At 71.0% G+C, this 26,077-nt stretch carries 23 protein-coding genes and 1 riboswitch; of the genes, 14 read left to right on the top strand and 9 right to left on the bottom strand.

Features of this window, described 5'->3' with window-relative positions:
- Positions 1 to 5: 5 nt before the first annotated feature.
- Both aroA and ACFVYK_RS16745 read right to left on the bottom strand, forming a co-directional pair.
- Positions 6 to 1,355, bottom strand: coding sequence for a 3-phosphoshikimate 1-carboxyvinyltransferase (gene aroA / locus ACFVYK_RS16750; protein ID WP_389774108.1), 1,350 nt, complete (start codon positions 1,353 to 1,355; stop codon positions 6 to 8).
- Between the two features lie 117 nt (positions 1,356 to 1,472).
- Positions 1,473 to 2,195: a M50 family metallopeptidase gene (locus ACFVYK_RS16745; RefSeq protein ID WP_389774105.1), complete on the bottom strand. Its 723-nt coding sequence runs from the start codon at positions 2,193 to 2,195 to the stop codon at positions 1,473 to 1,475.
- A gap of 50 nt (positions 2,196 to 2,245) precedes the next feature.
- Here ACFVYK_RS16745 and ACFVYK_RS16740 point away from each other — a divergent pair, with 50 nt between their 5' ends.
- The 10 genes from ACFVYK_RS16740 (at position 2,246) to ACFVYK_RS16695 (ending at position 12,526) form a co-directional block, all read left to right on the top strand.
- Complete coding sequence (locus tag ACFVYK_RS16740; protein WP_389774102.1) at positions 2,246 to 3,061, top strand: SOS response-associated peptidase; 816 nt, start codon at positions 2,246 to 2,248, stop codon at positions 3,059 to 3,061.
- Between the two features lie 73 nt (positions 3,062 to 3,134).
- Positions 3,135 to 3,764, top strand: a complete 630-nt coding sequence (locus ACFVYK_RS16735; protein WP_389774223.1) for an alpha/beta family hydrolase — start codon at positions 3,135 to 3,137, stop codon at positions 3,762 to 3,764.
- A gap of 258 nt (positions 3,765 to 4,022) precedes the next feature.
- The gene (sigR, locus tag ACFVYK_RS16730) at positions 4,023 to 4,718 is read left to right on the top strand and encodes an RNA polymerase sigma factor SigR (protein ID WP_389774099.1); all 696 of its coding nucleotides are present in this window, start codon (positions 4,023 to 4,025) and stop codon (positions 4,716 to 4,718) included.
- The gene (gene rsrA, locus ACFVYK_RS16725) at positions 4,715 to 5,017 is read left to right on the top strand and encodes a mycothiol system anti-sigma-R factor (protein ID WP_389774096.1); all 303 of its coding nucleotides are present in this window, start codon (positions 4,715 to 4,717) and stop codon (positions 5,015 to 5,017) included. The genes sigR and rsrA overlap by 4 nt, the downstream gene beginning before the upstream one ends.
- A 255-nt stretch (positions 5,018 to 5,272) precedes the next feature.
- Entirely contained in the window at positions 5,273 to 6,583 is a 1,311-nt protein-coding gene (locus tag ACFVYK_RS16720; protein ID WP_389774093.1) for an HD-GYP domain-containing protein, read from the top strand.
- Positions 6,580 to 7,854 carry an HD-GYP domain-containing protein gene (locus tag ACFVYK_RS16715; RefSeq protein ID WP_389774091.1) on the top strand — a complete coding sequence of 425 codons (1,275 nt, stop codon included), beginning with the start codon at positions 6,580 to 6,582 and terminating at the stop codon, positions 7,852 to 7,854. The genes ACFVYK_RS16720 and ACFVYK_RS16715 overlap by 4 nt, the downstream gene beginning before the upstream one ends.
- 105 nt (positions 7,855 to 7,959) lie before the next feature.
- On the top strand, positions 7,960 to 8,940 hold the full coding sequence (locus tag ACFVYK_RS16710) for a tetratricopeptide repeat protein (protein ID WP_389774089.1): 981 nt from the start codon (positions 7,960 to 7,962) through the stop codon (positions 8,938 to 8,940).
- 177 nt (positions 8,941 to 9,117) lie between these two features.
- The gene (gene def / locus ACFVYK_RS16705) at positions 9,118 to 9,768 is read left to right on the top strand and encodes a peptide deformylase (protein ID WP_389774087.1); all 651 of its coding nucleotides are present in this window, start codon (positions 9,118 to 9,120) and stop codon (positions 9,766 to 9,768) included.
- 293 nt (positions 9,769 to 10,061) lie between these two features.
- Positions 10,062 to 11,159 carry an epi-isozizaene synthase gene (gene cyc1, locus ACFVYK_RS16700; RefSeq protein WP_389774084.1) on the top strand — a complete coding sequence of 366 codons (1,098 nt, stop codon included), beginning with the start codon at positions 10,062 to 10,064 and terminating at the stop codon, positions 11,157 to 11,159.
- Positions 11,156 to 12,526 (top strand): cytochrome P450, encoded by a 1,371-nt coding sequence (locus ACFVYK_RS16695; RefSeq protein WP_389774081.1) that lies wholly within the window; start codon positions 11,156 to 11,158, stop codon positions 12,524 to 12,526. Before cyc1 ends, ACFVYK_RS16695 begins: the two co-directional genes overlap by 4 nt.
- A gap of 34 nt (positions 12,527 to 12,560) precedes the next feature.
- Here the strand turns inward: ACFVYK_RS16695 and ACFVYK_RS16690 are convergent, their stop codons facing one another.
- From ACFVYK_RS16690 to ACFVYK_RS16660, 7 genes are all read right to left on the bottom strand, one after another.
- Entirely contained in the window at positions 12,561 to 13,526 is a 966-nt protein-coding gene (locus ACFVYK_RS16690; protein ID WP_389774078.1) for a GlxA family transcriptional regulator, read from the bottom strand.
- A gap of 259 nt (positions 13,527 to 13,785) precedes the next feature.
- Positions 13,786 to 14,811 carry a ribonucleotide-diphosphate reductase subunit beta gene (locus ACFVYK_RS16685; protein ID WP_389774075.1) on the bottom strand — a complete coding sequence of 342 codons (1,026 nt, stop codon included), beginning with the start codon at positions 14,809 to 14,811 and terminating at the stop codon, positions 13,786 to 13,788.
- Positions 14,811 to 17,195 (bottom strand): ribonucleoside-diphosphate reductase subunit alpha, encoded by a 2,385-nt coding sequence (locus tag ACFVYK_RS16680; protein WP_389774072.1) that lies wholly within the window; start codon positions 17,193 to 17,195, stop codon positions 14,811 to 14,813. The genes ACFVYK_RS16685 and ACFVYK_RS16680 overlap by 1 nt, the downstream gene beginning before the upstream one ends.
- A gap of 175 nt (positions 17,196 to 17,370) precedes the next feature.
- Positions 17,371 to 17,432, bottom strand: a riboswitch (cobalamin riboswitch).
- A gap of 75 nt (positions 17,433 to 17,507) precedes the next feature.
- Positions 17,508 to 18,014, bottom strand: coding sequence for a GNAT family N-acetyltransferase (locus tag ACFVYK_RS16675; protein ID WP_389774070.1), 507 nt, complete (start codon positions 18,012 to 18,014; stop codon positions 17,508 to 17,510).
- 105 nt (positions 18,015 to 18,119) lie between these two features.
- Positions 18,120 to 19,745, bottom strand: a complete 1,626-nt coding sequence (gene mctP, locus ACFVYK_RS16670; RefSeq protein ID WP_389774067.1) for a monocarboxylate uptake permease MctP — start codon at positions 19,743 to 19,745, stop codon at positions 18,120 to 18,122.
- A complete protein-coding gene (locus ACFVYK_RS16665) occupies positions 19,742 to 20,041 on the bottom strand; it encodes a DUF3311 domain-containing protein (protein WP_389774064.1) in 300 nt (99 codons plus the stop codon). Before ACFVYK_RS16665 ends, mctP begins: the two co-directional genes overlap by 4 nt.
- Positions 20,042 to 20,142: 101 nt before the next feature.
- Positions 20,143 to 20,907, bottom strand: a complete 765-nt coding sequence (locus tag ACFVYK_RS16660) for a GntR family transcriptional regulator (RefSeq protein WP_389774061.1) — start codon at positions 20,905 to 20,907, stop codon at positions 20,143 to 20,145.
- 373 nt (positions 20,908 to 21,280) lie between these two features.
- Between ACFVYK_RS16660 and ACFVYK_RS16655 the strand changes: the two genes are divergently transcribed.
- The 4 genes from ACFVYK_RS16655 (at position 21,281) to ACFVYK_RS16640 (ending at position 26,068) form a co-directional block, all read left to right on the top strand.
- Positions 21,281 to 22,561 carry an extracellular solute-binding protein gene (locus ACFVYK_RS16655; protein WP_389774059.1) on the top strand — a complete coding sequence of 427 codons (1,281 nt, stop codon included), beginning with the start codon at positions 21,281 to 21,283 and terminating at the stop codon, positions 22,559 to 22,561.
- 74 nt (positions 22,562 to 22,635) lie between these two features.
- A complete protein-coding gene (locus tag ACFVYK_RS16650) occupies positions 22,636 to 23,634 on the top strand; it encodes a carbohydrate ABC transporter permease (RefSeq protein ID WP_389774056.1) in 999 nt (332 codons plus the stop codon).
- Positions 23,631 to 24,497 (top strand): carbohydrate ABC transporter permease, encoded by an 867-nt coding sequence (locus ACFVYK_RS16645; protein WP_389774053.1) that lies wholly within the window; start codon positions 23,631 to 23,633, stop codon positions 24,495 to 24,497. The genes ACFVYK_RS16650 and ACFVYK_RS16645 overlap by 4 nt, the downstream gene beginning before the upstream one ends.
- Positions 24,498 to 24,505: 8 nt before the next feature.
- Entirely contained in the window at positions 24,506 to 26,068 is a 1,563-nt protein-coding gene (locus ACFVYK_RS16640) for a glycoside hydrolase family 3 protein (RefSeq protein ID WP_389774050.1), read from the top strand.
- Positions 26,069 to 26,077 lie beyond the last annotated feature (9 nt).

Here is a 26,077-nt window from a genome sequence, read left to right as displayed (position 1 = left end):
AGTCCCTATACCCCGGACGCCCCGAGCATCCCGGTCCACAGTTCGGGGAAGTCCGGCAGGGTCTTCGCCGTCGTCGCCACGTTCTCGATCTGCACGCCCTCCACCGCCAGGCCGATGATCGCGCCGGCCGTCGCCATGCGGTGGTCGTCGTAGGTGTGGAAGATCCCGCCGTGCAGCCGGCGCGGACGGATGTGCAGGCCGTCGGCGGTCTCCGTCACATCACCGCCGAGCTCGTTGATCTCCTTGGTCAGCGCGGCCAGCCGGTCGGTCTCGTGCAGCCGCAGATGGGCCACGCCCCGCAGGGTGGACGGGGAGTCCGCGAGTGCGGCGACCGCGGCGATGCCCGGGGTCAGCTCGCCGACGTCGCCCAGGTCGACATCGATGCCGTGGATCGAACCCGAACCGGTGAAGACCAGGCCGTAGTCGGCCAGTTCGCAGGAACCGCCCATCTCGGTGAAGATCTCGCGCAGCCGGTCACCCGGCTGGGTGGTGTGGGCCGGCCAGTCCGGGATCAGCACGCGCCCGCCCGTGACCAGCGCCGCCGCCAGGAACGGCTGGGCGTTGGACAGGTCCGGCTCGATCGTCAGGTCCCGGCCCAGCAGGGCGCCCGGTGTGACCCGCCAGACGTTCGGCTCGCCGCCCGACTCCGGGGTGTCCACCTGGGCGCCGACCGCGCGCAGCATGTCCACCGTCATCCGGATGTGCGGCACGGACGGCAGCGAGGAGCCGATGTGCCGGACCTCCACGCCCTGGTTGAACCGCGGCGCGGACAGGAGCAGGGCCGACACGAACTGCGACGACGACGAGGCGTCGATCTCCACCGTGCCGCCGTCCAGCCCGCCCGAGCCGTGCACGGTCAGCGGCAGGGCGCCGCGGTCGTCGTCGTCGATGCGGGCGCCGAGGACGCGCAGCGCGTCGATGACGCCGTTCAGGGGACGCTCGTACGCGCGCGGGTCGCCGTCGAAGCGGACGGGGCCGTCGGCGAGGGCGGCGACCGGCGGCAGGAAGCGCATGACCGTGCCCGCGTTGCCGACGTCGACCGTGGCCGGTCCGCGCAGCCCCGCCGGCAGGACCCGCCAGGCCTCGCCGGCGCGGTCCGGGCCCGCCGCCACGGCGGAGCTGGAGGAGACCGTCTCCTCGATGCCGACGCCCATCTCGCGCAGGGCGGCCGCCATCAGCAGGGTGTCGCGGGAGCGCAGCGGGCGGCGCAGCCAGCCGGGCTCGGAGGCGAGTGAGGCGAGGACGAGGGCACGGTTGGTGACCGACTTCGACCCTGGCACGTGGACCGTCGCGTCGACGGCCCCGCTCGCGTGCGGGGCGGGCCAGAGGGCGGTGTGGGCGGGGTTCACGGGCATGCGCCCACTTTAGTCCGCGGCCGGGATCCGGGTGCGGCCCCGTTCGGTCCGGCGCCCGGTCCCCGGCGAGGATCCGCAGACGCCGTCCGGCGCACCCGGGGTCCGGTTGCGGGCCGGTCACAGCCCCAGCAGCCACCTGCCCCCGCCCATCAGCGCGGACAGGCTGACCGCGTGGAACAGGAACAGCCACAGGCCGGCCGGCACATGGGTCAGGCGGGAGAGCTGGTCGGCGTCCGAGTCGCCCGCGCCGCCGTGCGAGCGCTTCGCCTGCAGCTCGAAGGCGGGCCGTACGCCGCCCAGCAGCAGGAACCACACCACCGCGTACGCGAAGGCCGCTTGCACCTGGGGGCCGGCCAGCCAGGACACGAGCAGGAAGGCGCCGCCGGTGAGGACGACGGTCAGGGCGCCGTAGGCGTTGCGGATCATCACCAGCATCGCCACCAGCAGCGCCGTCGCCGCCCAGAGCAGCAGGGTGATGCGGCCGGCGCCCAGCAGGGCGGCGCCTCCCAGGCCGAGCAGCGGGGGAGCGGTGTAGCCGGCGGCCGCGGTGAGGATCATGCCGAGGCCGTGCGGCTTGCCCCGGCTGACGGTCAGGCCGCTGGTGTCGGAGTGCAGCCGTATCCCGGTCAGTTGACGACCGGTCAACAGCGCGACCAGGCCGTGGCCGCCCTCGTGGGCGATGGTGATGGCGTTGCGGGAGAGCCGCCACAGGCTGTGCGGCACCACGACCGCGAGGGCCGCCACCGCCGTGGCGACGACCACCCACAGGTCGGGGTCGGACTGGGTGCCGACGACCCGGTCCCACAGGTCGGGCAGCGCGAGCGCGGCGGTGCTCTCCATAGTGTCGGGTGGCTCCCGTTCTCTCCGAGGAATCTGGCAGTGTGGCACGTATGTGCGGACGGTATGCAGCGAGTCGCAGGCCCGAGGATCTCGCAGGAACCTTTGAGATCGAGGTGGGGGAGCCCGAGGAGTCCCTGGAGCCCGATTACAACGTGGCGCCGACCAAGGAGGTCTACGCCGTACTGGACCGTCCCCTGAAGGACGCCGACGACCGGCGCCCGGTTCGCCAGCTGCGCAGGCTGAAGTGGGGACTGGTGCCCTCCTGGTCCAAGTCGCCCGAGGGCGCGGCGCGGATGATCAACGCCCGCGCCGAGACCGTCCACGAGAAGCCCTCCTACCGGCGTGCGTTCACCAGCAGGCGCTGCATCCTGCCCGCCGACGGCTACTACGAGTGGGTCACCGGCGTCCAGGAGCGGGACCTGGAGGTGGAGGGGAGGAAGAAGCGGCCCCGCAAGCAGCCCTACTTCGTGCTCCCGGCCGACGGCTCGGTCTTCGCGATGGCCGGCCTGTACGAGTTCTGGCGGGACCGCACCCTGCCCGACGACCACCCGCAGGCCTGGTGGGCGACCTGCTCGGTGATCACCACCGAGGCCGAGACGTCCCCGCTCGCGGTGGCCCCCGCCGACGGGCCGCGCGCCCTCGCCGACATCCATCCCCGGATGCCGCTGATGCTCACCCCGGACCGGTGGGACGCCTGGCTCGACCCGGCGCGCACGGACGCCGACGACCTCCGCTCCCTGCTCGCGCCGCCGCCGGCCGGGCTGATGCGCGCCTACCCGGTGTCGACGGCCGTCAGCAACGTCCGCAACAACGGGGCGGAGCTGCTGAAGGAGCTGGAGGCGCCCGAGGAGGGCACACTCTTCTGATGTGACGAACGAGACGGCCGCGGCCGGCAAGGCAGGCGACCCCCAGGAAAGCCGGACGGCCCGCGCTGTCCGCGTGACGCGCGAGACGGTCGAGACCGGGGCGGGCCCCGCCCGCGTCACCTGGCACCACGCCGGGACGCCGCGGCTGGTCCTCGCGGTGAGCCATGGCGCCGGGGGCGGTGTCGAGGCCCGGGACCTCCAGGCGCTCGCCGCCGCGCTGCCCGGACACGGGGTGAGCGTCGCCCTGGTCGAGCAGCCGTGGCGGGTGGCGGGCAAGAAGGTCGCGCCCGCGCCGAAGACCCTCGACGTCGGCTGGCGCGGGATCTGGCCGGCCGTCGTCGCGCCCGGACTGCCGGTGATCGCGGGAGGACGGTCGGCGGGCGCGCGGGTGGCGTGCCGCACCGCCGGCGAGCTCGGCGCCCACGCCGTGCTGGCGCTCGGCTTCCCGCTGCACCCGCCGGGCAGACCGGAGAAGTCCCGCGCCGGCGAGCTGCTCGGGGCCGGGGTGCCGACCCTCGTCGTCCAGGGCGCCAACGACCCCTTCGGCAGACCCGGGGAGTTCCCCCAGGGCGGGTACGAGCTCGTCGAAGTCCCCTACGGCGATCACGGGTTCGCGGTGCCCAAGCGGGCTCCGGTCACCCAGGAGCAGGCCCTGCGGACCGTCACCGAGGGAGTGGTCCGGTGGGCCGGATCACTCAGGTGAACGGGAGGGGAATGGGGAGGGGCCGGACGCTGTTGAGGCGGACAGAAGTGCTGAACGACCGGCACCGACGTCAGTGGGAAGGAAGTCCGCCGCATGGGTTCGACCATCTGCCCGAGCCGCAGCAACCGTGCCGACCTGGACTGGACGGTTCTGCATGCGGCCAAGGCCACGCCTTTTCGAGCGGCGGTCGGCACGGGTAGTCGTCTATCCTCCGATTCGAGTGGGGTCGGTTTCGGTCCCACCCGCGATCTTGAGGAGGTGGGTCCGGTCACCGGTACCGACGCAGGGACCGACAACGGCCAGGCGGAGCTGCCCGAGGGCCAGGGCGTGAGCGGGGAGACCGTCGCGGAGTCCACCGCCGAGCGCACTGCGCGCTTCGAGCGGGACGCGCTCGAGTTCCTCGACCAGATGTACTCGGCGGCGCTGCGCATGACGCGCAACCCCGCGGACGCCGAGGACCTGGTGCAGGAGACGTACGCCAAGGCCTACGCGTCCTTCCACCAGTTCCGGGAGGGCACCAACCTCAAGGCCTGGCTGTACCGGATCCTCACCAACACCTTCATCAACTCGTACCGCAAGAAGCAGCGCGAACCCCAGCGCTCCGCGGCCGAGGAGATCGAGGACTGGCAGCTGGCGCGCGCCGAGTCGCACATGTCCACCGGTCTGCGCTCCGCCGAGTCGCAGGCGCTGGACCACCTGCCCGACTCGGACGTCAAGGAAGCGCTCCAGGCCATCCCGGAGGAGTTCCGGATCGCCGTGTATCTCGCGGACGTAGAGGGCTTTGCGTACAAGGAGATCGCGGACATCATGGGGACACCCATCGGCACGGTGATGTCCCGGCTGCACCGGGGCCGCCGTCAACTGCGCGGCATGCTGGAGGACTACGCCCGTGACCGCGGGCTGGTCCCGGCCGGCGCCGGAGAGTCGAACGAAGCGAAAGGTTCGGGCTCATGAGCTGCGGAGATCCGCACGAGACGGACTGCAGTGAGGTCCTCGACCACCTGTACGAGTATCTCGACAGCGAGATGCCTCCACTGGACCGGGACAAGTTCCAGCACCACTTCGAGGAATGCTCCCCCTGCCTGGAGAAGTACGGGCTGGAGGAGGCCGTGAAGAAGCTGGTCAAGCGGTGCTGCGGACACGACGACGTGCCGAGCGACCTGCGCGCCAAGGTCCTCGGGCGACTGGATCTGATCCGCACCGGCCAGGCCGTCCCCGAGCACGACGTGACGGCCTCGTCGCGGGAGTCCTGATCCCACCGGCCGATCCCACCGGCCGATTCCAGCCGGTCGATTCCACCGGCCGATCCCACGGTCGATCCCACCGGTCCGAGCTCACGGCCCTGCCGTGTTCGTGGTCCCGGCCCCGTGTGCACCTCGCCGGTCCGTCGGGACCCGGACGCCGTCAGCGTCACCCGAATGTGCTAATCCGCCGGTGATACGCCCGCGAAGCCACCCCCGGCCGTCCTAGGCTCCTGAGCCCGGACAGGCACGGCTGGGGGAGGCGTCATGGAAGGGGTCCCGGCGCGGGCACGCGCCTACGTCGCCTGTGCCGCCCTCGGCGCCCTGCTCTGTCTGCTCCCGCTGCCGGGCGTGCGGACCCCCTGGTGGGCCGTCGCCCTGCTCGCCGCCCTGTACGCCGGGGGCGAGCAGATCGCCCGCCGCAGGTTCGCCGGCACCTTCCACCCCGTACTGCTCGCCGGGGCCTTCCTGCTCGCACCCTCCGCCGCCGCCCTGGTGCCGTTGCCCGGGGCGCTGTTCTCGCACGTCGAGCAGCCTCCCGCCCTGCTGCGCCGGATCTGGCGGGCCGCCCAGTCGGCGCTCGCCGTATGGGCCGCGTCCCGGGTGCACGGGGCGCTCGGCGGCCGGGAGGCCGTGGCCGGATCCGACGTGCCCTTCGCCCTCGCGCCGGCCGGTGCGGCCGTGCTGGTGTTCTGCGCCGCGCTCGCCCTCCTGGACGGCGGGATGCTCGCGCTCGCCGAGAAGCGGCCGCTGCGAGGGGCCTGCCGGGGCCTGTTCCTGCGCTCCCTGGCGCCCCTCGCCGTCCACGGACTGGCCGGCCTGATGACGGCCGTGCTGTGGCGCAGCCCCTACGGGCCCGTGGCCGCGCTGCTCGTGCTCTTCCCGATGGGCGTCTCGTGGTGGGTGTTCGCGCAGTACCACCGCGAGCGCGCCGCCCACCAGGCGACCATCCGCGCGCTGGTGCAGGCCGTCGACATCAAGGACGGCTACACCCGCGGACACAGCGAACGCGTCGGACAGGCCTCGATGATGATCGGCCGCGAACTCGGCATGGACGAGGCCCGCATCGAAGTGCTCCGCTTCGCCGGCATCCTGCACGACGTCGGCAAACTCGGCGTCCCCACCCGGCTGTTGCGCAAGAACGGGCCGCTGACGCCCGAGGAGCGGCGGGTGATCGAGCTGCACCCCGAGTACGGGCACGAGATCACCCGGGGCATCTCCTTCCTCGGCGAGGCCCGCTCGGCGATCCTCCACCACCACGAACGCATCGACGGCACCGGCTATCCCTACGGCCTCGTGGGCGCGCAGATCCCGGAGCCCGCGCGCGTGGTCGCCGTCGCCGACGCCTTCGACGCGATGACGTCCACCCGGTCCTACAGCCGCGCCCGGCCGGTCGAGGCGGCTCTGGAGGAGCTGCGCCGGTGCGCCGGAGCCCACTTCGACCCCCGGATGGTCACGGCGCTGACCCGGGTCGTCGAACGGGACGGCTGGCGCCCGGTGGTGACCGCCGAGGAGACCCGGCCCGCCTTCCCCACGCCCGCGCAGCCCTCCGAGGACCGGTCCGAGGCCCGCCGATGACCGGCCGCCGTCCGCTCCTCGCCCTGCGCGCCGCCGCCGCCGTCCTCGTCGCCGTCTGCCTCCTCGTCACGTTCATGACCGGCGTGGACCAGCGGTCCATGGCGCTCGCCTTCGGCATCCTGGTCGCCGTCGGCGAGCTGCCCCTGCCGGACCCCCGGCCCCTGCCGGTCGGGGAGACGCCCGCAGACGGGCCCGGACCGCGTGAGCGCGCGCCCCTCGGCGCGGCCGCCGCGCTGTCGTACGCGCTGGTCGGGGAGCACGCCGGGCACCCCACCCACCACGGGGTCGCGCAGGTCGTCGTGGTCGTCGCCGCCGCCGCCCTGCTCGGCAGCGTGCCGTACCTGGCCCGCGGCGAGGGACCGGTGCTCGACCATCTGGTCCGGCGCGTCCTGGCCGTCGGGTTCGCCGCCGTCTGCTTCCAGCCCCTCTACAACCGCGGGGCGTTCGACGGCTGGAGCGGTCCCGCGTACGCGCTGCTGCTGCTGGCGCTGCTGGTGCTGACCGTCCTGTGCGACGCCGTGGTCGCCGCCGCGCTCGCCTGCTCCCGCACCGGCTGGCCGTTCGCCCCGCTGCTGCGCGACGAGCTGCGGGCGGTGCCCGGGATCGGATCGGCGGTGTGCGCCACGGGCGCGGTGATGGCGCTCGCGGTCGCCGTGGTGGGCCTGTGGGCGCTGCCGGTGTTCTCGGTGCCGCTGCTGCTCACCCAGTTGTCCCTGCGCCGCTACGCGGCCGTGCGGGCCACCTACCGGCAGACCATCGCCTCGCTGGCCCGTGCCACCGAGATCGCCGGGTACACCCCGCCCGGGCACGCCCGCCGGGTCGCGGTCCTCAGCCAGGCCGTGGGCCGCGATCTGGGGCTGCCGGAGCCCGAGCTGACCGTCCTGGAGTACGCGGCCCTGATGCACGACATCGGACAGCTCAGCCTCGTCGACCCGGTCCCGGCCGGGGCCACCGCGGGCCTGCCGGCCGCGGAGCAGCGCCGGATCGCGCTGCTCGGCGGGGCCGTCGTCCGCCAGACCGGGGCGAGCGCCCAGGTCGCGAAGGTGGTGGAACGGCAGGCCGACGCCTACCCGGAGCAACCGGTCGCGGCCCGCATAGTCCGGGTGGTGAACGCATACGACGAGAAGGTTCGGGGCAGCGGTCCCGGCGGGCCCCTCACGGCTCTGGAGGAGCTGCGGCTGGGCACCGGCGGGGAGTACGCGCCGGAGGTGGTCGAAGCGCTGGCCAGGGTGTTGTCGAGAGGCCGTCTGACCTTGCCCGCGGGTGGGTAACCCATGGGTAATGAGCGGCCCTGCGGCCACACGTGGTTGGATGCGAGGGAGAGAGTGTCCGGGGGCACTGGCCAGCCCACAGAACGGAACTGGCAGGCGGGAATCGTGAGGATCTTCGGCAAGGGACGGCACCGGCCCTCCGCCTCCTGGCGGCAGGCCACCGACCGCGCGTTCACGCTGATCGGCGACGGGCGGTACGAGGACGCGGGCGCGCTGCTGACACGTGCCGCCGACCTGGAACCCTGGCTGTCGGAGTCCTGGTTCAACCTCGCGCTGCTGCACAAGTTCCGGCACGACTGGGAGCAGGCCCGTACGGCGGGCCTGCGGGCCGTCGCGCTGCTCGACCGCGGGTCGGGCGCCCCCGACTGGTGGAACGTCGGCATCGCCGCCACCGCCCTGCAGGACTGGCCGCTGGCCCGCCGGGCCTGGCAGGCGTACGGGCTGCACGTGCCCGGCGAGGCCACCGGCGCGGGCGAGCCCGTCGGGATGGAGCTGGGCAGCGCGGCCGTGCGGCTGTCGCCCGAGGGCGAGGCCGAAGTGGTGTGGGGGCGGCGGCTGGACCCCGCCCGCATCGAGGTGCTGTCGATCCCGCTGCCCTCCTCCGGGCGGCGCTGGGGCGAGGTCGTGCTGCACGACGGGGTGCCGCACGGCGAGCGGACCACCTCGGCCGGCCACTCCTATCCGGTCTTCGACGAGATCGAGCTGTGGGCCCCGTCCCCGGTGCCGACCTGGGTGGTCCTGCTGGAGGCGGCCACCGAGTCGGACCGCGACGCGCTGGAGCGGCTGGCCGCCGACGCCGGCTTCGCGGCGGAGGACTGGTCGTCCTCGGTGCGGCTGCTGTGCCGGATGTGCTCGGAGTCACGGATGCCGTCCGACGAGGGCGACGGCGAGCATCTCGACCCGCACGACCACAGCGAGCCGGGGCATCCGGGTCCGCTCGGCCACCGCACCGACGGCCAGCTCTGGGTTCCCGAGCGGGAGTGCGGGGTGGCCGCGCCGGCCTCGCTCGTGCGGGGGCTGCTGGACGGGTGGGTCGCCGACAGCCCCGAGTCGAGGGACTGGCGAGATCTCGAAGAGGTGTGCTGACCGCCGTCGGCCGCGGGTTCGTCGTGGCGGGTCGCGCATCCGCTTCCGGCTCCGCCCGAGCGGGGGCCCGGTCGCGGAGCCGCGCATCGATCACGGTCCGGCGTCCCTCACGGGGCGCTCCACGTACCCTGTATCGAGCATTCACCCCCTGTCTGTTTGAGGAAGGCATCGTCGGTCATGGCCCAGCAGGACACCGATCAGCAGCACGCGGGCGTGCTCCCCGTGGACGACGAGGGCTTCGTCATCGACACCGAGAAGGCGCAGGAGCGCGAGCTGGCCTGGCGTGAGGCCGGCACCTCGCGGCCGATCACCGTCGTCGGCAACCCGGTGCTGCACAAGGAGTGCGCGGACGTCACCGAGTTCGACGAGGAGCTGCGGCAGCTGGTCGCGGACATGTTCGCCTCGCAGCACACCGCCGAGGGCGTGGGCCTGGCCGCCAACCAGATCGGCGTCGCCCTGAAGGTCTTCGTCTACGACTGCCCCGACGACGAGGGCGTGCGGCACACCGGTGTCGTCTGCAATCCCAGGCTGGTCGAACTGCCCGCCGACCGGCGGCGGCTGGACGACAGCAACGAGGGCTGTCTGTCGGTGCCCACCGCCTACGCGCCGCTGGCCCGCCCCGACTACGCCGAGGTCACCGGGCAGGACGTGCACGGCAACCCCGTCAAGGTGCGCGGCACCGGGTACTTCGCACGGTGTTTGCAGCACGAGACCGATCACCTGTACGGGTACCTCTACATCGACCGGCTGTCCAAGCGCGAGCGCAAGGACGCGCTGCGGCAGATGGCCGAGAACGAGCCTCGTTACCCCGTGGTCGCCAACGACTGAACGCGACCCCGCACCCACCCCCGAACGACGCCTGGCCGGGATGCCTTCCGGTCAGGCGTCGTTCGTGTGTCCGACGGACGTTCGATCGCTTACGCACATCTACCGCACATCAGCTGATCCTTACCAGTCACGCAAGGGGGGGGATTCTCGGCATGTTGGGGTAGTGAATGAAGCAAATCCGTTCCCAGAACGGTCAGTTGTAGGGCTGAATGGGAAGTGCGGGGATACGCAACGGCGCACGCCCGGCACGGGGGGAGGGGTGTGCGCCCACTGGCGGCTGAGAGGGGTTGTTCGTGCCAGCTTTCCCATACAGCACCACATACAGCACCACTGCGACGGTGGCCGCGCCCGCGGTCCCTCCCTCGCTCTCTCTTCCTGTCATCGAGGCGGCGTTTCCCCGGCAACTGCATCCGTATTGGCCCAAGTTGCAGGAGAAGACCCGCTCCTGGCTGCTGGAAAAGCAGTTGATGCCGGCGGACAAGGTCGCCGAATATGCCGACGGCCTGTGCTATACGGACTTGATGGCGGGCTTCTACCTCGGTGCACCCGACGAGGTCATGCAGGCCATCGCGGACTACAGCGCGTGGTTCTTCGTCTGGGACGACCGGCACGACCGTGACGTCGTGCACGCCCGTGCCTCGTCCTGGCGGCGACTCAGGTTCCGCTTGCACGCGGCTCTGGACTCCCCGGCGGCTCATCTGCGCCACCCGGACCCGCTGGTGGCCGGACTCGCCGACGCGGTGGCCCGGTTGTACTCCTTCCTTCCCTTCACCTGGAACGCGCGGTTCGCCCGGCACTTCCACTCCGTGATCGAGGCGTACGACCGGGAATTCCACAACCGCATCGAAGGGCGCATTCCCGGAGTCGAGGAATACCTCGCGCTGCGCCGGCTCACCTTTGCGCACTGGATCTGGACGGATCTGCTGGAACCGAGTGCGGGATGCGAACTACCGGCCGCGGTACGGAAAAACCCGGCCTATCGGCGAGCGGCCCTGCTGAGCCAGGAATTCGCCGCCTGGTACAACGACCTCTGCTCGCTGCCCAAGGAACTGGCGGGCGACGAGGTGCACAACCTCGGGATCAGTCTCATCACTCATGAGGGAATGACCCTGGAAGAAGCGGTCGAGGAACTCCGGAACCGCATCGAGGAATGCATATCCGAGTTCCTGGCCGTCGAGAAGGACGTCTTACGCCTCGCCGACCGGCTCGACGACGGGACGGTCCGCGGAAGGGAACTCGGCACCGCCGTCCGGGCCTGCCTCGGCAATATGCGGAACTGGTTCAGTTCCGTCTACTGGTTCCACCACGAGTCCGGCCGTTACATGGTCGACAGCTGGGACGACCGGTCCACGCCCCCGTACGTCAACAACGAAGCGGCAGGTGAGAAATGACCGTCGAGTCGGTGAAACCCGCGACCCCCGGAACGCCCGAACTGCCTGAGCCGCCATGGGCAGGCGGCGGGCTTCCGCTCCTCGGGCACGGCTGGAAGCTGGCCCGTGACCCGCTGGCCTTCATGGCCCGGCTGCGCGACCACGGCGACGTCGTACGCCTCAAGCTGGGCCCCAAGACGGTGTACGCCGTCACCGCGCCGGACCTCACCGGGGCCCTGGCGCTCAGCCCGGACTACATCATCTCCGGCCCTCTGTGGGAGACCCTGGAGAGCCTGCTCGGCAAGCAGGGGGTGGCGACCGCCAACGGCCCGCTCCATCGCCGCCAACGGCGCACGATCCAGCCCGCCTTCCGGCTCGACGCCATCCCGGAGTACGCGCCGATCATGGAGGAGGAGGCCTACGCGCTCATCGAGCGCTGGACGAAGGGCGAGGTCCTCGACGTCACGGCGGAGGCCTTCCGGGTGTCCGTGCGCATCTCGGCCCGCTGTCTGATGCGCGGCAGCTACATGGACGCCCGGTCCGAGCGCATCACCTCCGCGCTCGCCACGGTGTTCGCCGGTATGTACCAGCGCATGGTGCTGCCGCTCGGGCCGCTTTATCGGGTACCGGTTCCGGCCAACCGCGCATTCAACCGGGCGCTGGCCGATCTGCATCGGCTGGTGGACGAGATCGTCGCCGATCGCCGGGCATCCGGTCAAAAACCGAACGATTTGCTGACGGCTTTGCTCGAGGCGAAGGACGAGAATGGCGAACCGATCGGGGAACAGGAGATCCACGACCAGGTCATCGCCATACTCACCCCCGGCAGCGAAACCGCCGGCTCAGTGGTCATGTCGCTGCTCCACGTCCTCACCGAGCACCCGGATCAGGTGGACAAGATCCGCGAAGAGGTGAAAAACGTTGTCGGCGACCGGCCGGTCGCATTCGCCGACGTCCGAAAGCTGCAGCACACCGCCAATGTCGTCGTCGAGACCATGCGGCTGTATCCCGCCGTATGGATATTGACCCGGCGGGCGGTGACCGAGACGGAGCTCGGCGGATACCGCATTCCCGCCGGAGCCGACATCGTGTACAGCCCGTACGCGGTTCAGCGCGATCCGAGGTCGTACGAGCGGCACACGGAGTTCGACCCCGACCGCTGGCTGCCCGGCGGCTCCCCGGATCTGCCGAAATACGCCATGACACCGTTCGGCGTCGGCAATCGGAAGTGCCCGAGCGACCACTTCTCGATGGCCGAGCTGACGCTGATCACCGCGGTGGTGGCGAACGCGTTCCGCTTCGAGCCGGCGCCCGGTTCCGACAACCGGACGCACATCGGCATCACCCTGCGGCCGCGCCGGCTGCTGCTGCGGGCCGTACCGGGGTGACAGCCGCGGGCGATACCGGAGCGAGTGCCGCGGCTCAGGCGACGGCCTGCGGACCGCGGAACGTGCGCCGGTAGGCGTTGGGGGTCGTCCCCAGCGCCTGCACGAACTGGTGGCGCAGCGCGCCCGCCGTGCCGAAGCCGGCGCGCCAGGCGATCGCGTCCACCGTCTCGTCCGTCGCCTCCAGCAGGTGCTGCGCCAGCAGCACCCGCTGGCGCAGCAGCCACCGGTAGGGGGTCGTGCCCGTCTCCTGCTGGAAGCGCCGGGCGAAGGCGCGCGGGGACATGTGGGCGCGTTCGGCGAGCTGCTCGACGGTGACCTCCGCGTCGAGGTGCTGCTCCATCCAGGCGAGCACCCCGCCGACGGTGTCGCACCGCGAGCGGGGCAGCGGCCGTTCGATGTACTGGGCCTGGCCGCCGTCCCGGTGCGGCGGCACCACCATCCGCCGGGCGATCCGGTTGGCGATCTCGGGGCCCTGCTCCTTGCGGACGATGTGCAGACAGGCGTCGATGCCCGCGGCCGTCCCGGCCGAGGTGATCACCGGGTCCTCGTCGACGTAGAGAACGTCCGGTTCGACCGTCGTGCGCGGATACTGGCGGGCCAGCCGCTCGGCGTGCCGCCAGTGCACCGCGCAGCGCCGTCCGTCGAGCAGCCCCGCCGCGGCCAGGACGAAGGCTCCGGAGCAGACGCTGAGCACCCGGGCGCCCCGGTCCACGGCCCGGCGCAGCGCGTCCAGCAGCTCCGGCGGGAACTCCCGGCTGCCGTACGTCTCCCCGGCGGGCACGGCGATCAGGTCGGCGCTCTCCAGCCGGTCGAGCCCGTGCTCGGTGCCCAGCGTGAAGCCCGCGGGCGTGCTCAGCCTCGGCCCCTCGGCCGAGGCGACGGCGAAGTCGTACACCGGCAGCCCCTCGTCGCTGCGGTCGATCCCGAAGACCTCGCAGATCACGCCCAGTTCAAAGGGGTGCACACCGTCCAGCAGGATCGCGGCCACGTTGTTCAGCATGCCGCCAGTGTGCCTGGGAAGTGGCAGGAATTTGAAGGTGTGCGGCAGTCCTGCCACTGTCAGGAGTGTCCGGCTCGTACGACGCTTACCTCATGAACGCATTCAGCGAGTACCTCACCGTCCTGGCCCTCTTCCTCCTCCTGGCGGGACCGGCGCGCGTGGGACTTCGCCACGAGCGCCGGACCGACCGTCAGCTGAAGGCCGCCCAGGCCGCCCAGGCCGCCCAGGTCCTTCGGGTCGCGCGGACCGCGACCCGGACTCAGAAGTCCTCGTCCAGGTCGACGGTGCCCTCCACCGCGACCTGGTACGCCGACGGACGGCGCTCGAAGAAGTTGGTCAGCTCCTGAACGCCCTGCAGCTCCATGAAGGAGAACGGGTTCTCCGAGCCGTACACCGGGGCGAAACCGAGCCGCGACAGGCGCTGGTCGGCGACGCACTCCAGGTACTGCCGCATGGAGTCGGTGTTCATGCCCGGCAGGCCCTCGCCGCACAGGTCACGCGCGAACTGCAGCTCGGCCTCGACGGCCTCCCGGAGCATGTCGACGACCTCCTCCCGGAGCCGGTCGTCGAAGAGCTCCGGCTCCTCCTTGCGGACGGTGTCGACCACTTCGAAGGCGAAGCTCATGTGCATCGTCTCGTCGCGGAACACCCAGTTGGTGCCGGTCGCCAGGCCGTGCAGCAGACCGCGGCTGCGGAACCAGTAGACGTACGCGAAGGCCCCGTAGAAGAACAGGCCCTCGATGCACGCGGCGAAGCAGATCAGGTTGAGCAGGAAGCGGCGGCGGTCGGCCTGGGACTCCAGCCGCTCCAGCTTCTCGACCTCGTTGATCCACTTGAAGCAGAACTCCGCCTTCTCGCGGATGGAGGGGATGTTCTCCACCGCGTCGAAGGCGGCCGCCCGGTCCTGCGGATCGGGCAGGTAGGTGTCCAGCAGCGTCAGATAGAACTGGACGTGCACGGCCTCCTCGAACAGCTGCCTCGACAGGTACAGGCGCGCCTCGGGGGAGTTGATGTGCTTGTACAGCGTCAGCACGAGGTTGTTCGCCACGATCGAGTCGCCCGTCGCGAAGAACGCGACCAGCCGGCCGATCATGTGCTGCTCACCCTCGGACAGCTTCGCGAGGTCCGCGACGTCCGAGTGGAGGTCGACCTCCTCGACGGTCCAGGTGTTCTTGATGGCGTCCCGGTAGCGCTCGTAGAAGTCGGGGTAGCGCATCGGCCGCAGCGTCAGCTCGAAGCCCGGGTCGAGCAGGTTCTTCTCGGTCTTCTCGGGTGCGGTGGTCATTACTGGCAGGCCTCGCAGGACTCGGGGTTCTCAAGGGAGCAGGCGACGGCGTCGGGGTCGGCCGCCTGCTGCACGGGGATGGTCTTCTCGGGCTGCGCCTGGGCCTGGGCGGCGCGCGCGATGCGCGTCGCCGGGCGCGAGCGCAGGTAGTACGTCGTCTTCAGACCCGACTTCCAGGCGTAGGCGTACATCGAGGAGAGCTTGCCGATGGTCGGCGTCTCCAGGAACAGGTTCAGCGACTGCGCCTGGTCCAGGTACGGGGTGCGGGCGGCGGCCATGTCGATCAGGCCGCGCTGCGGGATCTCCCACGCCGTGCGGTACAGCGCGCGCACCTCGGCCGGGATCCACGCGAACTGCTGTACCGAGCCGTTCGCGTCGCGCAACGCCTCACGGGTGCGAGCGTCCCACACGCCGAGCTCCTTGAGGTCGCGCACCAGGTAGGAGTTGACCTGGAGGAACTCGCCGGAGAGGGTCTCGCGCTTGAACAGGTTGGACACCTGCGGCTCGATGCACTCGTACACGCCCGCGATGGAGGCGATGGTGGCGGTCGGCGCGATGGCGAGCAGCAGCGAGTTGCGCAGACCGGTCGCGGCGATCCGTTCGCGCAGGGCCGCCCAGCGCTCCGGCCAGGCGAACTCGACGCCGTAGTGGTCGGGGTGCAGCACGCCCCGGGCGGTACGGGTCTTCTCCCAGGCGGGGAGGGGGCCGTTGCGCTCGGCCAGGTCGGCGGAGGCCTCGTACGCGGCCAGCATCACGCGCTCGGCGATGCGGGTGGACAGTGCCTTGGCCTCGGGCGAGTCGAACGGGAGGCGCAGCTTGAAGAAGACGTCCTGCAGGCCCATCGCGCCCAGTCCCACCGGACGCCAGCGGGCGTTGGAACGGCCCGCCTGCTCGGTCGGGTAGAAGTTGATGTCCACGACCCGGTCGAGGAAGGTGACGGCCGTGCGGACGGTCTCGTCCAGCCGCTCCCAGTCGATCGTGCCGGCCGCCGTGTCGACGAACGCGCCGAGGTTCACCGAACCCAGGTTGCAGACCGCCGTCTCGCCGTCGTCCGTGACCTCCAGGATCTCCGTGCAGAGGTTGGAGGAGTGCACGACATGGCCCGGCTCGGCCGTCTGGTTGGCGGTGCGGTTGGCGGCGTCCTTGAAGGTCATCCAACCGTTGCCGGTCTGCGCGAGGGTGCGCATCATCCGGCCGTAGAGGTCACGGGCGGGGATGGTCTTCTTCGCCAGCCCCTTCGCCTCGGCCGACCGGTAGGCCGCGTCGAACTCGTCGCCCCACAGGTCGACCAGCTCGGGCACGTCGGCGGGCGAGAACAGCGACCACGGCTCGTCGGCGTTGACCCGGCGCATGAACTCGTCCGGGATCCAGTGCGCGAGGTTCAGGTTGTGCGTACGCCGGGCGTCCTCACCGGTGTTGTCGCGCAGCTCCAGGAACTCCTCGATGTCGGAGTGCCAGGTCTCCAGGTACACGGCGGCCGCGCCCTTGCGCCGGCCGCCCTGGTTCACGGCGGCGACCGAGGCGTCCAGCGTCTTCAGGAACGGGACGATGCCGTTGGAGTGCCCGTTGGTGCCTCGGATCAGCGAACCGCGGCTGCGGATGCGGGAGTACGACAGCCCGATGCCGCCGGCGTGCTTCGACAGCCGGGCCACCTGGTGGTAACGGTCGTAGATGGAGTCCAGCTCGTCCAGCGGGGAGTCGAGGAGGTAGCAGGACGACATCTGCGGGTGCCGGGTGCCGGAGTTGAAGAGCGTGGGAGAGGACGGGAGGTAGTCCAGCCGGCTCATCAGCCCGTACAGCGCGGCGACTTCGTCCACGGCGCGGACCGTGTCGTCCTCGGCGAGACCGGAGGCGACGCGCAGCAGGAAGTGCTGGGGCGTCTCGACGACCTTGCGGGTGATCGGGTGCCGCAGGAGGTAGCGGCTGTGCAGGGTGCGCAGCCCGAAGTAGCCGAAGCGGTCGTCGGCGGCCGGGTCGATCAGCGCGTCGAGGCGGGCCGCGTGGACGCGCACGAACTCGGCGGTGCGGTCGGCGATCAGGCCCTCGCGATGGCCCACGGCGATCGATCCGGTGAACGACGTGACGCCCTGGGACGCGGCCTCCGCGGCGATGCTGATCGTCAGCAGCCGGGCGGCCAGCTTCGAGTAGACGGGGTCCTCGGAGATGAGGCCGGCGGCCGCCTCCGTGGCCAGCTCGCGCAGCTCCGCGGTGATCTCGGAGGCGGCCCGTGTCGACCGGCCGCGCAGGGCCGCGGCGGCGACCCGGCCGGGGTCGGCGTCGGGCAGATCGGCGGTCAGCTCGGTCAGGGTACGCAGCAACGCGGTACCGGGACCGTCGGTCTCCGGCTCGACGGCTGAAACCGGTTCGGCTGGCGCGATGGTCACGTGGGGGCTCTCCCTCGCTCGGCGGGGGCCTTGCGCAGGGCAGGAGGCAGCACACGAGCGCGCGGGGGCGTCGCGTCCACCGGCCCACTCCGCGAGGCCCGGACGTCAGGGCGCCCGGACCGGACGGCCGGGCACGCTGTCGGCAGGACCTCGGACTGAACAGGCGTGCGCATATGGGTATACGTGCACACGAGTACACCGTTGCGGGACAGTTCCGGATTCGCACCGGATTCCCCTGCGGCGACAGCGAGCATGAGCATACATCTTGTGCTCGCCCGTCACGCCACCCCCAGATGTTGTGTCGCGGCGGTTTCAGAGCGTCAACTGATAGGTGAGCAGAGTGATGTCGGCCCGCCCCGGCAGGGGATTCCGGTCCCGCTCGGGCGTGCGGACGAAGCCGAGGCGTTCGTAGATCCGGTGGGCGGCGCGCATCGTGCGCCGGGTCGACAGAACGACGGCGGTGCAGCCCTCCGCCGCCCGGGCTCGCTCGACGCGGGCGCGCACCATGGCCTCGCCGGCCCCCCGGCCGCGCGCCGCCCGCGCGACGGCGAGCATCCTGATCTCCGCCTCGCCGGGGCGCGCGATGTCGGCCAGGGGGCCGGGGCCCGGGACGAAGGCGACCCCGCCGAGCAGCCGTTCGCCGTCCACGGCCACCAGGACCTCGGCGGCGGCCGCCCGCCGCGTCACGTCCCTCAGTTCGCGCTGATACGCGTCGCTCTCACCGAAGTCGAGGAGGCCGTCGTCCAGGTAGGCGCGGGCGGTCAGGTCGCCGAGGGCCTCGAACTCGGCGGGTCGTACGGCTCGGATGCCGATGTCCATGACGGGCAGTGTGCGCTGCAGCACGAGGATGGGCCGCCGGTTTCCTCCGACGGCCCCTCGTCATGCGGGCGCGGCGCGCGAGGGGCGAGCCCCGCCTCGCCGAGGCTAGTGGGACGTTCCCACGGTCGCCGGCGGCAGCTCCACCTGCACGCCCGGGTCGCCCGCGTCCGCCGTGTAGTCCTGCGGCCTCGTCTCGTCGACGCCGTCGGGTGCCTTGGCCGCCTTGAGGACGAACGTCAGGACCACCGCGACGACGACGTTGAGGACGAACGCGGTGAGGCCGATGTAGCCGATCTCCCCGATGCCCGGGATCTCCTTCGAGGAGCCGCCGAAGTGCGCTTGCGTCGGGGAGGCGACCCCGTAGGCGGCGAAGGTGCCGTAGACCATGCCGACCGCCCAGCCGGCCAGCAGGGCCCAGCGGTGGAACCAGCGGGTGAACAGACCGCCGACCAGGGCCGGGAAGGTCTGCAGGATCCAGATCCCGCCCAGCAGCTGGAAGTTGATGGCGACCGTCTTGTCCATGGTGAGGACGAAGACCAGGGCCCCCACCTTCACCAGCAGCGAGACCAGCTTGGAGACCTGGGTCTCCTGCGCGGGCGTCGCGTCCGGTTTGATGAAGTCCTTGTAGATGTTGCGGGTGAAGAGGTTCGCGGCCGCGATCGACATGATGGCCGCCGGCACGAGCGCCCCGATGCCGATCGCCGCGAACGCCACACCGGCGAACCAGGACGGGAACATGTCCTCGAACAGCTGCGGGATGGCCAGCTGCCCGTTGGTGACCTTGACGCCGGCCGCGATCGCCATGAAGCCCAGCAGTGCGAGCAGACCCAGCATCAGCGAGTACAGCGGCAGGATCGTGGTGTTGCGCCGGATCACCTCACGGCTGCGCGAGGACAGCGTCGCGGTGATCGAGTGCGGGTACATGAACAGCGCCAGCGCCGAGCCCAGCGCGAGCGTCGCGTACGTCCACTGGCCCGGCTCCGCCGGCGCCAGCGCGCCACGCGGCTTGCCCGTCGCCGGGTTGGTCTGGCTGAACGCGTCGCCCGCCTTGGCGAAGATGTCGTCGAACCCGCCCAGCTTGATCGGGATGTAGATGATCGCCACCGCGATGACGATGTAGATCAGCGTGTCCTTCACGAACGCGATCAGCGCGGGGGCCCGCAGCCCGGAGGAGTACGTGTAGGCCGCCAGCACGCCGAACGCGATCAGCAGCGGCAGGTCCTTCACGAACCAGTTGGTGTTCTCGCCGCCGCCGACGCCCATCACGTCGAGCACGGCCTGGATGCCGACCAACTGCAGCGCGATGTAGGGCATCGTCGCCAGGATGCCGGTCACGGCGACCGCCAGCGACAGGCCCTTCGAGCCGAACCGGCCCCGCACGAAGTCCGAGGTCGTCACGTAGCCGTGCTTGTGGGACACCGACCACAGACGGGGCAGGAACGTGAAGATCAGCGGGTACACGAGGATCGTGTACGGCACCGCGAAGAAGCCGGCCGCGCCCGCCGCGTAGATCGCCGCCGGCACGGCGACGAAGGTGTACGCGGTGTACAGGTCCCCGCCCAGCAGGAACCAGGTCACCCAGGTGCCGAACGAGCGGCCGCCCAGCCCCCATTCGTCGAGGCTGTCGCTGTCGGCCTTGCGCCAGCGCGCGGCCAGGAAGCCCATGACCGTGACGGCCAGGAAGAAGAAGATGAAGACGGCGAGTGCCACGCCGTTCACGCCGTCCTTCACTCCGACGCACCGCCCTTCGCAGAAGCGCCGGAAGCGCCGGAAGCCGGGGCGGTGACGCCGCGGGTGCGCTGGTCACGCTGCCACAGCTTGTACGCCGTCACGGTGAGCGCGGCGGAGAGGGGCACCCACAGCATCTGGTACCAGTAGAAGAAGGGGATCCCGATGAACGCGGGATCCACCTTGGCGTACGAACCCACCCACAGCATCGCCACGAAGGGGGCGAGCAGACAGAGGGCGATGACGACGCGCACAGGCGTCACCAACGGCCCTCTGCTCACTTCCGGGGTCTCTGACATCGGCGGCTGGGCCCCTCTCACTCGATCGCCTTGATCACAGGTGTAATGCGCAGGCAATGTAAGTGACGGATAAGCCCAGCGGAAGGCCCTCCACAGACCCTCTACTCGGCGGGCCTCTTCAGCCGCGCCACGAACTTGTACCGGTCGCCCCGGTACACCGACCGCACCCACTCCACCGGCCGGCCCTTCAGGTCCAGCGAGTGACGGGAGAGCATCAGCATGGGCAGGCCGACGTCGGTGCCGAGCAGACCGGCCTCGCGGGGGGTGGCCAGGGACGTCTCGATGGTCTCCTCGGCCTCGGCGAGACGGATGTCGTACACCTCGGCCAGGGCCGTGTAGAGCGAGGTGTACTTGGCCAGGGACCGGCGCAGGGCCGGGAAGCGCTTGGCCGACAGGTGGGTCGTCTCGATCGCCATGGGCTCGCCGTTGGCCATGCGCAGCCGCTCGATGCGCAGCACCCGGCCGCCGGCCGTTATGTCGAGCAGCCCGGCGAGACGGTCGTCGGCGGTGATGTACCCGACGTCCAGCAGCTGCGAGGTCGGTTCGAGCCCCTGGGCGCGCATGTCCTCGGTGTAGGAGGTCAGTTGCAGCGCCTGGGACACCTTCGGCTTGGCGACGAACGTCCCCTTGCCCTGGATGCGCTCCAGTCGCCCTTCGACCACGAGTTCCTGCAGCGCCTGGCGGACGGTCGTGCGCGAGGTGTCGAACTCGGCCGCCAGCGTGCGCTCCGGTGGGACCGGAGTGCCGGGCGACTGCGTCTCCGTCATGTCGAGCAGGTGCTTCTTGAGGCGGTAGTACTTGGGCACACGCGCGGTACGGACGGTCGCCCCACCCTCGTTCTCCGCACTGCTGACGTCGGTGCTCATGGCCTGCCTTCCCGGCTGCGGGTGCCGAAACGGCCGACACCCCGTCGGCCGCGGCACACATCGTGGCACGGACGCGGCGACGCGCGCGCCGTCGTTCCGTGATCCCTCTGTATACCGTCGCAACCTTTGCTGGTCTAGTCCACCAGGGCAAATGGTCTACCGGACCGGACCCCTCGGCGGCCGATGTTTTCGAGGGCTTCTTACTTAAAGGTTCCTGCATATGTAGGTCCCATAACGGCTGGTCGGAGGGGGTTCGGCCACCCTTGACAGGCTTATGGGCCTGAGCCAAGCTCTGCGCACTGGTCTACACCATTGGTCCAGATCGAGGTCCCGGCCCGTGGGCGGGGGGTGTGGCATCCCTGAGGAGGATGGCGTGAAGCGCAAGCTGATAGCCGCGATCGGTATCGCGGGCATGATGGTCTCCATCGCGGCGTGCGGGGACGACAGTGGCAGCGGGGACTCGAAGGGCACGGACGCCAAGGAGCTCACCGTCTGGCTCACCGTCGACGCGCAGAACAACTGGCCCGACCTGGTCAAGGCCGCCGACGCCGCCGTGCAGAAGGCGCACCCCGGCGTCAAGGTCAACCACGAGTACTACGGCTGGCCGGACAAGAACGCCAAGTTCGACGCCGTCCTCGCCACCGACAAGGCCCCCGACGTCGTCGAGATGGGCAACACCGAGATGCTCGGCTACATGGTCAAGGGCGCCTTCGCTCCCCTCGACACCGCCAAGTTCGACAACTCCTCCGCCTGGCTCGACGGCCTCAAGGCCTCGGTGACCTACGACGGCAAGACCTACGGCGTGCCTTACTACGCCGGCGGCCGCGTCGGCAACTGGCGCAAGGACGTCTTCGCCGCGGTCGGCGTGAAGTCCGCGCCCAAGACGTACGCGGAGCTGACCGCCGCCCTGGACAAGGTCCAGGACAAGCAGGGCGACAAGTTCTCCGCCTGGTACCAGCCCACCCGGGACTGGTACGCGGCGATGTCCTTCGTCTACGACGCCGGCGGCTCCATCGCCAAGGAGGACGGCGGCCAGTGGAAGGCCGACCTCTCCTCGCCGGAGTCCGTCAAGGGCCTCACGGAGTTCAAGAACGTCGTCGACAAGTACATGCACGCCGACAAGACCAAGGACGAGTCCGACCGCTACATCGTCTACGGCCAGGGCAAGTCCGGCATGATCTTCGGCGCGGCCTGGGAGGGCGCGACCTCCGCCGACCCGAAGAACGACAAGACCGGCAAGCTCAAGGACAACCTCGAGAACTTCGTGATGCCCGGTCCGTCCGGCAAGAACCTCCCCGTCTTCCTGGGCGGCTCCGACCTCGCCGTCCCGGTCAAGTCGCACGCGCAGGGCCTCGCCGCCGAGTGGATCAACGCGTTCACCGGCCCCTCCGGCCAGAAGGGCCTGATGGCCAAGGGCAACCTGCCCAACAACAAGACCGACCTCGCGACCCTCAAGAACGACCCGGCGACGGCCGTCCCCGCCACCGCGGCCGAGTCCAACTGGTTCGTCCCCATGGCCCCCGGCTGGGGTCAGGTCGAGAAGGCCCAGGTCCTGCAGACCATGCTGCAGAGCATCGGCACCGGCAAGAAGACGGTCGAGGCCGCCGCGAAGGACGCGGACGCCGCGATCGACAAGGTCATCAACACCAAGTGACCTGAGGGCGGGGCCCTGCAGCGAGCAGGGCCCTGCTCCCCGTACGACCCGAGGGACCGCTGAGGAGCGCGCGGATGAGTGCCGCAGACACGACCACTGCCAAAGTGCCGCCGACGCGGCAGTCGCCACCCCCGCCGCCCGTCGGCGAACCGGGCGCGAAGAGACCACGCGGCGGCCGCGGTTCCGGCGGGACCGCGACCCCCTGGCTGCTCCTCGCCCCCTGTCTGCTGGTTCTCGCCCTGGTGATGGGCTATCCGCTGGTGCGGCTGGTCACCCTGTCCTTCCAGAAGTTCGGGCAGTCCCAGCTGTGGGGCTTCCAGCCGGCCGAGTCGGTCGGGTTCGACAACTTCACGGGCGTGTTGGGCGACGGCGAGTTCTGGCAGGTCGTGCTGCGCACGATCGTCTTCGCGGCCGGCTGCGTGATCCTCACGATGGTCCTCGGCATGCTGATCGCGCTGCTCCTCCAGCGCGTCTCCGGCTGGGTGAAGACCCTCGTCAACATCGCGCTCGTGGCCGGGTGGGGCATGCCCGTCATCGTCGCCACCACCGTCTTCAAGTGGCTGTTCGACTCCGACTACGGCATCCTCAACGCGGTGCTGAGCAGGCTGCCCGGCGTCGACCTGATCGGCCACAACTGGTTCGCGAGCGGACCGCAGGGCCTCGCGGTGATCATGCTGCTGGTGATCTGGGGCGCGGTGCCCTTCGTGGTGATCACCCTCAGCGCGGGCCTCACCCAGGTCCCGGCCGAGCTGGAGGAGGCTGCCCGCCTCGACGGCGCCGGCGCCTGGGGCGTCTTCCGGTACGTCACTCTGCCCATCCTCAAGCCGGTCATCGTGATGCTCACGACCCTGTCGGTCATCTGGGACATGGGCGTCTTCCCCCAGGTCTTCGTGATGCGCAACGGGCATCCGGAGGCCGAGTTCCAGCTCCTGACGACGTACTCCTACGACCGCGCGTTCGTCGTCAACGACTACGGCCAGGGCTCGGCGATCGCCCTGGTCACCGTGGTGCTGCTGCTCGGGGTGGTCGCCGTCTACATGCGCCAGATGCTGAAGATCGGAGAGGTCGAATGAGCGCCATCGCCTCCGGGGCGAACCCGGCCGGAAGCCGGCCCCGGCGCCGGAAGTCCAAGCTCGGCTGGAACCTCGTCGGCCTGTTCGTCTTCGCGGTCGCCGGCTTCCCCGTCTACTGGATGCTCAACACGGCGTTCAAGCCGGCCAAGGACGCGATCGACCCGGACCCGAGCCTGCTGCCGACGGCACTCACCCTCTCCAACTTCAGCCGCGCGCTGAACATCGCCGACTTCTGGGGCCCGGTGGGCCGCAGCCTGATCGTCTCCCTGGCGGTCGTCGCGATCGGCGTCGTCGTCGGCCTGCTGGCCGCGCTGGCCATCTCCCGGTTCGCCTTCCGCGGCCGCAAGATCGTGATCGTCGGCATCCTGGCCGTCCAGATGATCCCGCTCGTCGCCATGATCATCCCGGTCTTCCTGCTCCTGAACGACCTGGACCAGTACGACAAGCTCTCGGGCCTGATCATCACGTACCTGACCTTCATCCTGCCCTTCACGGTGTGGACCCTGCGCGGCTTCATCGTCAACATCCCGAAGGAACTGGAGGAGGCCGCGATGGTCGACGGCTGCAGCCGCACCGGCGCCTTCGTCCGCGTCGTCTTCCCGCTGCTGGCCCCCGGCATGGTCGCCACCTCGGTCTACGGCTTCATCCAGGCCTGGAACGAGTACCTGTACGCCCTGATGCTGCTCAGCCAGAAGAACCAGACCGCGACCGTGTGGCTCAGCAACTTCTCCACCAAGCACGGCACCGAGTACGCCCCGATGATGGCCGGCGCCACGATGATGGCCGTACCGATCGTCGCCCTGTTTCTCCTCGTCCAGCGCAAGATGGCCGCGGGGCTGACCGCGGGCGCCGTGAAGGGATGACGCCCCCGATGACGACAACCGCCAGCGGCACGACCGTGTTCGGCAAGGACGGGCTCACCCGTGACGCCCTGACGGTCCTGCAACCCGGCTTCCCCGGCACCACCGCCCCCGACTGGCTGCTGCGCCGGCTCGGCGAGGGACTGGCGTCGGTGGGACTGTTCGGTAGGAACATCGCCTCGCCCGAGCAACTCGCCGCCCTGACAGCGCAGTTGCGGGCCGAACGGGACGACGTCCTGGTCGCGGTCGACGAGGAGGGCGGAGACGTCACGCGCCTGGAGGTGCGCACCGGCTCCAGCTTCCCCGGCAACCACGCGCTGGGCGCGGTGGACGACGTCTCGCTCACGCTGGAGGTCGCCGCCGAGCTGGGCCGCCGCCTCGCGGAGTGCGGCGTCAACCTCAACTGGGCGCCCTCGGCCGACGTCAACTCCAACCCCGCGAACCCGGTGATCGGGGTCCGCTCCTTCGGCGCCGACCCCGGCCTGGTCGCCCGGCACACCGCCGCCTACGTCAGCGGCCTGCAGTCGGCGGGCGTGGCGGCCTGCACCAAGCACTTCCCGGGCCATGGCGACACGGCCGTCGACTCCCACCACGCGCTCCCGCGCATCGACGCCGGCCCGGCCGTCCTGACCGAGCGCGAGCTGACCCCTTTCCGCGCGGCCATCGCCGCCGGCACCCGCGCCGTGATGAGCGCGCACATCCTGGTCCCGGCCCTGGACCCGGCCCGCCCGGCGACGCTGTCGCCCCACATCCTCACCACGCTCCTGCGCGACGAGCTCGGCTACGACGGGCTCATCGTCACCGACGGCATGGAGATGCAGGCGGTCGCCGCGACCTACGGCATCGAGCGCGGCAGCGTCCTCGCGATCGCCGCCGGCGCCGACGCCATCTGCGTGGGCGGCGGCCTGGCCGACGACGACACCGTGCGCCGGCTGCGGGACGCGCTGGTCACCGCCGTCCGCTCGGGCGAACTGCCGGAGGAACGCCTCGCGGACGCGGCGCACCGCGTACGGGAGCTGGCGCGCTGGACGGCGACGGGCCGGGGCCGGGCGACCGCGCGCGCGGCCGCCGCCGAGCACGGGGCCGGCCCGGCGACGCCGCCCAACGGCGCCGGAGTGCGCGCCGACGTCGGACTGATCGCCGCCCGCCGCGCCCTCCGGCTCACCGGCGACGAGGTCTTCACGCCGTTCGTCGACGCCCCGTTCGTCGCCTCGTTCACCCCGGTCGCGAACATCGCCGTCGGCGACGAGACCCCGTGGGGCGTGGCCGCGGAACTGCTTCGCCTGCTGCCGGGGACGCGGACGGGCAGCTTCACCGGCGCGGACGCCGGGCACGCGGCGCTGGCCGAAGCGGGGGAGCGGCGGATCGTCGCCGTGGTCCGCGACGAGCACCGGCACGCCTGGATGGCCGCGGCCCTCGACGCCCTCCTGGCGGCCCGTCCGGACACGGTCGTCGTCGAGATGGGCGTGCCCCAGGCCCCGCCGCGGGGCGCCCTGCACATTGCCACCCATGGCGCGGCCCGGGTGTGCGGCCTTGCGGCGGCGGAGGTCATCGCGGCCGGCCCGCACGGCTGAGCCCCACGA

Source organism: Streptomyces sp. NPDC058291 (assembly GCF_042880855.1).
GTDB lineage: Bacteria > Actinomycetota > Actinomycetes > Streptomycetales > Streptomycetaceae > Streptomyces.
This window is presented reverse-complemented; position numbering and strand designations above follow the sequence as displayed.